Annotated in this window: 1 pseudogene; it reads left to right on the forward strand. The window is 37.7% G+C overall.

What is annotated here, in order from left to right:
• Positions 1–161, forward strand: a pseudogene (locus HMPREF2887_RS10460) (sigma-70 family RNA polymerase sigma factor); the annotation flags it as partial.
• Between the last annotated feature and the right edge of the window lie 78 nt (positions 162–239).

The raw sequence follows: 239 nt of genomic DNA on the forward strand, positions 1-239 counted from the left end.
ATGAATTGGTGATTCTCCGAGACCAGCTAAAGAGTTACCAAGCTCAACTGAGTTCAGAGAAACAAGAGCAGTATGAGCGCTTACTAGCCGATGAACGGTTCAAAGGCCGCCAAGCTATGATTCGAGAATTAAGAGCCTACTTAAAGGACTATAGCGATTAAGATAAGTCAGAACTTTTCTTTTTCAAAGGTCACAAAAAACAAGAAGAATAAAAAAAGATAAAAAAAGGTATTGACAAG

The organism is Streptococcus sp. HMSC071H03, assembly GCF_001813035.1.
Classification (GTDB): domain Bacteria; phylum Bacillota; class Bacilli; order Lactobacillales; family Streptococcaceae; genus Streptococcus; species Streptococcus anginosus.